Source organism: uncultured Granulicatella sp. (assembly GCF_963515095.1).
Lineage (GTDB): Bacteria > Bacillota > Bacilli > Lactobacillales > Aerococcaceae > Granulicatella.
Genome location: NZ_CAUPXD010000045.1, coordinates 1 through 7,715 on the forward strand (window position 1 = coordinate 1; position 7,715 = coordinate 7,715).

The 7,715-nt window shown below is 32.8% G+C and carries 8 protein-coding genes; all 8 read right to left on the minus strand.

Going from position 1 to position 7,715, the window contains the following annotated elements; translation table 11 throughout:
- Window positions 1-153 precede the first annotated feature (153 nt).
- Window positions 154-534: a rhodanese-like domain-containing protein gene (locus RWL86_RS07925; RefSeq protein WP_314078645.1), complete on the minus strand. Its 381-nt coding sequence runs from the start codon at window positions 532-534 to the stop codon at window positions 154-156.
- Window positions 535-552: 18 nt separating this feature from the next.
- A complete protein-coding gene (locus tag RWL86_RS07930) occupies window positions 553-1,521 on the minus strand; it encodes an ROK family glucokinase (RefSeq protein ID WP_314078646.1) in 969 nt (322 codons plus the stop codon).
- A gap of 59 nt (window positions 1,522-1,580) precedes the next feature.
- Complete coding sequence (locus RWL86_RS07935) at window positions 1,581-2,279, minus strand: rhomboid family intramembrane serine protease (protein ID WP_314078647.1); 699 nt, start codon at window positions 2,277-2,279, stop codon at window positions 1,581-1,583.
- Window positions 2,251-2,844, minus strand: coding sequence for a 5-formyltetrahydrofolate cyclo-ligase (locus RWL86_RS07940; RefSeq protein ID WP_314078648.1), 594 nt, complete (start codon window positions 2,842-2,844; stop codon window positions 2,251-2,253). The genes RWL86_RS07935 and RWL86_RS07940 overlap by 29 nt, the downstream gene beginning before the upstream one ends.
- Window positions 2,845-2,848: 4 nt before the next feature.
- Window positions 2,849-4,309 (minus strand): ATP-binding protein, encoded by a 1,461-nt coding sequence (locus RWL86_RS07945; protein WP_314078651.1) that lies wholly within the window; start codon window positions 4,307-4,309, stop codon window positions 2,849-2,851.
- 20 nt (window positions 4,310-4,329) lie between these two features.
- Window positions 4,330-5,019, minus strand: coding sequence for a response regulator transcription factor (locus RWL86_RS07950; protein ID WP_227931154.1), 690 nt, complete (start codon window positions 5,017-5,019; stop codon window positions 4,330-4,332).
- A 237-nt stretch (window positions 5,020-5,256) separates the two neighbouring features.
- Window positions 5,257-6,312, minus strand: coding sequence for a recombinase RecA (recA, locus tag RWL86_RS07955; protein WP_314078655.1), 1,056 nt, complete (start codon window positions 6,310-6,312; stop codon window positions 5,257-5,259).
- An 83-nt stretch (window positions 6,313-6,395) separates the two neighbouring features.
- A complete protein-coding gene (locus RWL86_RS07960) occupies window positions 6,396-7,637 on the minus strand; it encodes a competence/damage-inducible protein A (RefSeq protein ID WP_314078657.1) in 1,242 nt (413 codons plus the stop codon).
- Between the last annotated feature and the right edge of the window lie 78 nt (window positions 7,638-7,715).

Below are 7,715 nucleotides of genomic sequence, written 5' to 3' on the forward strand. Positions count from 1 at the left end.
TTTCAGAATTTTATAGTGCTTTCTTCTATTTTTGAGACTTTTTGCCCAGCCTCACAAGGAAAATTTGAGACCTTAGGCTCAAATTTTAGCCAAGAGACAGCTTCGCTGGCTACTGGCGTCCTATGCTACACAAGACAAAGTCTCTTTTAATCTCTAATACCCTTTTTTGACCTTCCCATTCCAAGCATCATATCCATTTTTCAAAATAAAAATATTAGAATAACCCTTACGTTTTAAACGATACGCCGCTCTTCCAGAAATTGTCATTCCTTGCTCATATAAATAAATCGGTTGATCTTTTCTCAACTCAAACATACGATCCTTAAATTGAGAATAAGGAATATTTCTAGCTCCTAAAATATGCCCCGCTCTAAACTCATCCTTTTCACGCAAATCAATCAATTGACCATGACGCAAATCTTTACTAAATTCCGTTGCATCTAAAGTTTCTGCTGCACTACGACGCATCCAAAATAATACCGCAATATACGCAACATATACTGCTAAAATACTCCATACAATCCAAAATAACATACAATACTACCTTTCTAATTACGCTTTTCCAATTAACACTAATGAAGCTGCTCCGATAACACCAGCATCATTTCCTAATTCAGCCAATGCTAAAACAGTTGAATCTTTAATTGGAGGGAAAACATTTTTTTCAAATTCCTCACGAACACCTTTTAATAAAAATTCTCCAGCAGCACTCACTCCACCACCAATAACAATTCTTGATGGATTTAAAATATTTGCAATATGAGAACATGCTACTCCTAAATATTCTGAAAAATGACGAATCACAATTAATGCTAATGTATCATTCTCTTTTGCTAAATCAAAAACATCTTTAGCTGTGACTTGTTGTCCATCATCAATTTTTGCTTTCAACTCTGAATCTCCTGCATATTTTTCTGCATAACGACGAGTTAAATTCACAATTCCTGTTGCACTTGCTACAGTTTCTAGGCAACCTTTTTTACCACATGTACAAGCAATTGGTTCTTCAAAATCAACGGCAATATGACCAAGTTCACCACCAGCACCACTAAATCCATGGATTAATTGGTTACCGGCAATCACTCCACCACCCACACCAGTTCCTAGTGTTACAAAAACAACATCTGGTTCATTATTTCCTGCTCCAACCCATTTTTCTCCTAGAGCAGCTACATTCGCATCATTATCAATGTAAAATGATAAGCCTAATTCTGATTCAATTTGTTCTTTAATCGGTTGTAATGTTTTCCAGTTTAAATTGTATGCACCAATAACCGTTCCTTCTTGACGATTTACTACACCGGGAGAACCCATTCCAATTCCTAAAAAATCATCTTTTGTTAAGCCTAATAGCGTTAGTTTATGTTTAATCGATTGAATAATATCTGGAACAATATGGCTTCCTTCATCTAAAATATTTGTAGGAATAGACCATTTTTCTTGAATTTCACCATTTTGCGTTAAAATAGCAAACTTAATCGATGTACCTCCTAAATCAATTCCAATAATTTTTTTATTCATAATACTCACCTCATAAAACGTATTCATATATCTATAGTATATCAGTTTGTAAAGGGATTTCATAGTATAAATTGTTTTAGTCCAATTAAGAATAAGACGATAAACACAATAATGTAAGCAATCCCAAATAAGATTCTTTCATAAATTTTTGTTACTCCATCACTTCTAAATGTAAAAACAGCAGTCGCAATATAACCACCCACTAAACCACCAAGATGTCCATAAACATCTACTCTACTTAAAAATAAGCTAGATAAAAGATTCATAATTAATAGAGCTTTATATTGCATTCCTAATTCTCTGAAAAAATAAATATATTTATGTTTCGTAGATAAATATAAAATAATTCCAAATAAGCCAAATAAGGACGTACTTGCCCCCGCTGAAATAGATGGACTAAAAGCAAAACTTGCCACATTTCCAATGATGCCACTTAGTAGATAGATTACAAAAAATCTTCCATGACCAATAATACTCTCTAGCTGATTTCCTAAAAAATATAAAAAGATACTATTCATAACAAGATGTTCCATTCCAATATGCAAAAATATCGGAGTAATAAAACGCCAATATTGATGAAAAGCAATAATAAACGGATTATACTTTGCCCCATAATGGACTAATACTGCTGGATTGGTTGAACCACCATGTAATGTCATAACGATAAACATCACGATTTGTATCAATAAAAATGCATTCGAAACCGTTAAATTTTGTAAAATGGTTCTTTTATATCTTTCTTTTCTCCAATAATTCATTTGTATTCGTCACTCCTTCCATTGTAATCAGTGTTTGAATACGTTGATCAAACACTTCAACTTCCCAACTTGCTTCATCATAAACTTGTTCTTTATAAGCAAGGCTCATTGTAGAATAGTTCAGTTTTTCTAAAAATCGGTCGTAATAGCCTCCACCAAACCCCAATCGTTCACCTTTTTTAGAGTAGGCAAGTCCAGGAACAATAACTAAATCAATTTGCTCTTGCTCTACCCAGACAGGTTGAATTGGTTCTTCGACTCCAAAAGAATTCTTTTGAAATTCAGTCTTATCATCCCAAAATGCAAACTTCATTTGTCGATGTGGCAAAGTTACTGGAACTACAATCGACTTATTCATTTTTTGAGCCAGCTGTACAACTTTTTCCAACGAAAATTCCATTGGCATTGATTTTGTTAATGCAATTACTTGAGCGTTTTGCCATTGAGCATTCTTTTCTAGATAATCAATAATCTTATCTTCTTGAACGATTCTTTCTTCCTTACTCAACCGCAATAACTTTTCTTTTGCCATTCTTCTTGCGTAGTTTTTATCATTTTTTAGCATTCCATTATTTCATTCCTTTATCCTTTTTCGTCAAAGGTAATGTAATTTTAAAAATAGAACCATGATTTAATAAAGTTGTCACTGAAATTTCTCCATCATAGCTTTCAATCAATTCCTTAGCAATAGATAATCCTAAACCATTACCGCCTCTTTCTCTTGAACGGGCTTTATCTACACGATAAAATCTTGAAAAAACTTTTCTCCGATCTTCTTCCGTCATTCCCATTCCAAAATCTTGAACCGCAATTTCTACATGTTCTTCTCCTTTTGATAAACTCAAAATAATTTCTTTGCGATCAAGGGAATATTTCACGGCATTATCCATTAAAATAATGACTACTTGTTCTAAATGATTTAAATAAATAGGAATCCATAAATCATGCTTTAAATCATCATCAAATGTAAATGTAAATTCAGGATATAAAACTCTGAAATTATGCACCACTTGTTTAGCAACTTCAGTAACATTCGTTGTAGCATCTTTATATTGTTCTTTTACTTGAGGTGCACGAGATAAATCTAACATCTCTTGAACTAAAGTTTTCATTCTTTGTAACTCTACTAGTGAAGCTTGTAGAGATTCTTCTAACACCTCAGGGTCATCTTTTCCCCATCGATTTAACAGTTTTAAATGTCCTTCTACTATCGCTACAGGTGTTCTTAATTCATGGGAAACATCTTCTACGAAATGTTTTTGTTGTTCAATATAAAAACTAATCTTATCTAATAATTCATTAAAATGTTCAGAAACAATAGCAAATTCATCGTTCTTTTCTGAAACTTTGATTCGCTTCGTTGAAATATTTTCTTCACTAATGGATGAAATAATTTCTTGAATCTTTTTAATCGGTTTTGTCATTTGATTCGATAGTAAGTATCCTAAAACAATGGCAATAATTGCTGAAACAAAAAGAATTGACAGAGCTAACTGATTTAATTCCTCTTTTAATTGTTTTAAATTATCTAATCGGTTTGTAATTGCTAAATACCCTATTAAAACTCTTGATTTGTTAGAAATGATAGGCATAGAAGTTTGAAAAATTGTTTGTCCATTTTTTAATTTCTTAATCTGAGTTTTAGATTCATTCCCAATCAATTCTCCATCATTCCAAGATTGAGTTCTAAAAATTTCTTTTCGATTTGTTCCAAATACTTGTACATTAAATTGTTGATCATTAATATAAAATTTCTTTTGATAAATACCATCTTTATCTTTCTGGTAACTATTATTTTGATTTAATGTAGCAAGAATATTTGCGGAAGTGAGTGGTGCTTCATATTCTGATAATTTTTCACTTAATTGTTCTTGGTATTTTTCCGTTAGGGCTATTTTTTGATTTTGATAATATTGGAGTTCAAATACTAAAAATCCAATCGTAACCAATGTGAATAGTAAAAAAATAGTGGTCGAAATAATCAACCACCATTTTTTCCCAACGGAAGTTTCTTCATGTTTTGCTTTCATGATATCCTCCATTTTCTTCACTAACGACGCATTACATAACCAGTTCCACGAACGGTTTGAATATAACTTTCACGTCCTGGAATATCAATTTTATTTCTTAAATAACGAATATATACATCAATAACATTCGTTTCTACTTCCATTTTATATCCCCATACTTGGTTTAATAAAACTTCTCGTGAGAGAACAACATTAATATTTTCCATTAACATTAATAGTAATTCATATTCTCTTTTCGTTAAATCAATTAATTCTCCATTGCGACGCACTGTACGATTTTCTTTTTCAATGACTAAATCACGATATTCTAAAATCGTTTGTTTTTGAACACGTGCTTCTTCCTCGATACTTAATCGTCTAAATAATGCACGAATTCTTGCTAGAATCTCCTCAATTTCAAATGGTTTAACAACATAATCATCTGCCCCTTGATCTAATCCTGTTACTCGATCCATTACAGAATCTCTAGCAGTCATAATGATAATTGGTGTTTTCTTCACTTGGCGAAGACGACGAACGACTTCTAGTCCATTTAATTCTGGCAACATTAAATCTAATAAAATAACATCCCATTCTTCCTCAGTAGCTACTTGTAAGCCACTACGTCCATCGAAACAAATTTTTGTTTCATATCCTTCATGTTGTAATTCTAATTCTACAAATCGTGCTAAGTTTTTTTCGTCTTCAATAATTAAGATTCTTTGATTCATTGACATGGATACACCTCACCCTAATATTTTTTATATTCATAGTTATCATAACATATTCTTCAAATTCATTATAGCCCTTCCATCAAAAAAACACCATTATAACGAATTTGTTTGAATTTCCACCGATATTCATCAATAGATTAGTTTTTTGATATAGAAAAATATATTAAAGTGATGATGAAAATTATTTTTCAAAAAAGGAGAATGACTGATACTAGTTCATTCTCCTCTATCATGCTATTCTTCTTCTAATAATGTTGTTTGACCTAAATCTTCTGCCTCTTGAGAAAGGACTTCCCCACCAATATTATAGTGCGCACGAATTTTTTGTGTTAGTACTTCAACAATTTCTGGATGTTCCGTTAAGTATTTCTTCGCATTTTCACGGCCTTGGCCAATTTTTTCATCATTGTAGGCATACCAAGCTCCGCTCTTCTTCACGAAATCTAAATCAGAAGCCATATCTAAAATTTCTCCAATTTGAGAAATTCCTTCTCCATACATGATATCCACTTCAGCTGTTTTAAATGGTGGCGCAACTTTATTTTTCACTACTTTAATTTTAGTATGATTTCCTAAAATTTCTGTTCCATTTTTAATTTGATCACTACGACGAACATCTAAACGAATACTTGCATAGAATTTTAATGCGCGACCACCAGGTGTTGTTTCTGGATTACCGAACATAATTCCAACTTTTTCACGTAATTGGTTAATAAAGATGGCAATTGTTTTCGTACGATTAATTGTTCCTGATAATTTACGAAGCGCTTGAGACATTAAACGAGCTTGAAGCCCCACATGAGATTGTCCCATATCTCCTTCAATTTCAGCACGTGGTACTAATGCAGCTACAGAGTCGACAATAACAATATCAACTGCCCCTGAAGCTACTAATGCATCTGCAATTCCTAATCCTTGTTCACCAGTATCAGGTTGAGATAATAATAATTCTTCAATATTAACGCCTAATGCTCTTGCATATTCTGGATCTAAAGCGTGTTCCGCATCGATAAATGCTGCTACTCCTCCACGTTTTTGTACTTCTGCTACCGCATGTAAAGCAACTGTTGTTTTACCACTTGATTCAGGACCAAAAATTTCAATAATTCTTCCTTTAGGGTATCCACCTGCTCCTAATGCAATATCTAATGCTAATGAACCTGAAGAAACAGTCTGAACTTGCGAATCAGCTTTTTCTCCTAATTTCATTACTGCACCTTTACCATAACTCTTTTCAATTTTTTTCAATGCATCATCTAATGCACGTTGACGATTTTCTTGATCTGCCATGTTAAACCTCCATGTCCTCTTAATTCATCCTTATCATACACTATACTTCATACTGAAAGCAAGAAAAACGAACATTTGTTCTGTTATTTTTTTAATAAATATTTTCTTAGCTCATTAAGTCCGTATTGAACCGCAAATTCACGGTTTCCATTACGATTTCTTGCTAGATGTAATTCTATTGTTTTCGTTTCTAACCCATCTGCTAATGAAATAAATACAGTACCTACTTCTTTTTCTTCCATTGGTGATGGACCCGCTATTCCTGTGAAAGAAATTCCTAAGTCACTGCCAAATATTTTCCGTACATTTTCTGCCATCACTTCAGCACACTCAACACTGACCATTCCATATGTTTCTAATATTTCTTGAGAAACTTGTAATTGATTTTTCTTTACAGCTTCTTGATAAGCAACACAAGAACCTAATACATACTGTGAACTTCCTTCCACAGAAATTAATGTTGAAGCAAAAAGCCCCCCTGTTAAACTCTCTGCAGAAGCAATACTTAATCCACTATTATTTAATAATTTGCTTGTAATCGATAATAGTGTTTCATACTCTCCATATCCATAAAAATATTCACCTTCAACGGACAATATTTTTTCTTCTAATTCATCTAATAACTGTTCACACTCTTCTTTTGTATCCCCATTTGCGGTTAATCGAAGGACTACTTCATACATTCCTGCGTATGGAGCAATCGTTGGATTCGTTTGTTCTTCAATTAATTGTTCTAAATCAGTGACTAATCTAGATTCTCCGATTCCAAAGAAACGTAAATATCTAGATACAAAAGTTCCTTCATTTGAAACTTTATCTTTTAAATATGGAATCGCCTCTTTTTCAAGCATCATTTTTAATTCACTTGGAGGTCCAGGTAATACAATAAAAATAGTTGAATCTGTTTCTACTGCACCACCAATCGCTAACCCATTATGATTTTTAAAAACTGTTTCTCCTTCAAAAGCTAATGCTTGGAGTCGGTTATTAGGGCTCATTGGACGATGAGATTGTTTATGGAAACGAATAATTTTATCCATTGCTTCTTCATCTTCTACTAATTCTTTTTGAACAAATTTCGCTAAAACTTGTTTTGTAATATCATCTGTTGTCGGCCCTAATCCACCACTTAAAATAATTAAATCACTACGACTACTAGCTAGTTGAATACTTTCAAGCATTCTTTCTGGATTATCTCCAACAGTTTGTTGGTAATAAGTTGGAATAGACAACTTTGCTAATTCTCTAGCAATGGTTGCACTATTTGTATTAATGACTTGTCCCATTAATAATTCTGTACCGACTGTAATTATTTCTGCTTTCATACTTTCTACTCCTCATTTATAAAAAATCATGACCACCCGTCTAACGGGTGGTTTGAACCGGGGCTATAAGCCCAGATT

What these genes read in the sequence shown, in the direction of transcription:
- RWL86_RS07925 (WP_314078645.1), bottom strand. Translation starts at nt 534, where the DNA reads ATGTTATTTTGGATTGTATGGAGTATTTTAGCAGTATATGTTGCGTAT.
- RWL86_RS07930 (WP_314078646.1), bottom strand. Translation starts at nt 1,521, where the DNA reads ATGAATAAAAAAATTATTGGAATTGATTTAGGAGGTACATCGATTAAG.
- RWL86_RS07935 (WP_314078647.1), bottom strand. Translation starts at nt 2,279, where the DNA reads ATGAATTATTGGAGAAAAGAAAGATATAAAAGAACCATTTTACAAAAT.
- RWL86_RS07940 (WP_314078648.1), bottom strand. Translation starts at nt 2,844, where the DNA reads ATGCTAAAAAATGATAAAAACTACGCAAGAAGAATGGCAAAAGAAAAG.
- RWL86_RS07945 (WP_314078651.1), bottom strand. Translation starts at nt 4,309, where the DNA reads ATGAAAGCAAAACATGAAGAAACTTCCGTTGGGAAAAAATGGTGGTTG.
- RWL86_RS07950 (WP_227931154.1), bottom strand. Translation starts at nt 5,019, where the DNA reads ATGAATCAAAGAATCTTAATTATTGAAGACGAAAAAAACTTAGCACGA.
- recA (WP_314078655.1), bottom strand. Translation starts at nt 6,312, where the DNA reads ATGGCAGATCAAGAAAATCGTCAACGTGCATTAGATGATGCATTGAAA.
- RWL86_RS07960 (WP_314078657.1), bottom strand. Translation starts at nt 7,637, where the DNA reads ATGAAAGCAGAAATAATTACAGTCGGTACAGAATTATTAATGGGACAA.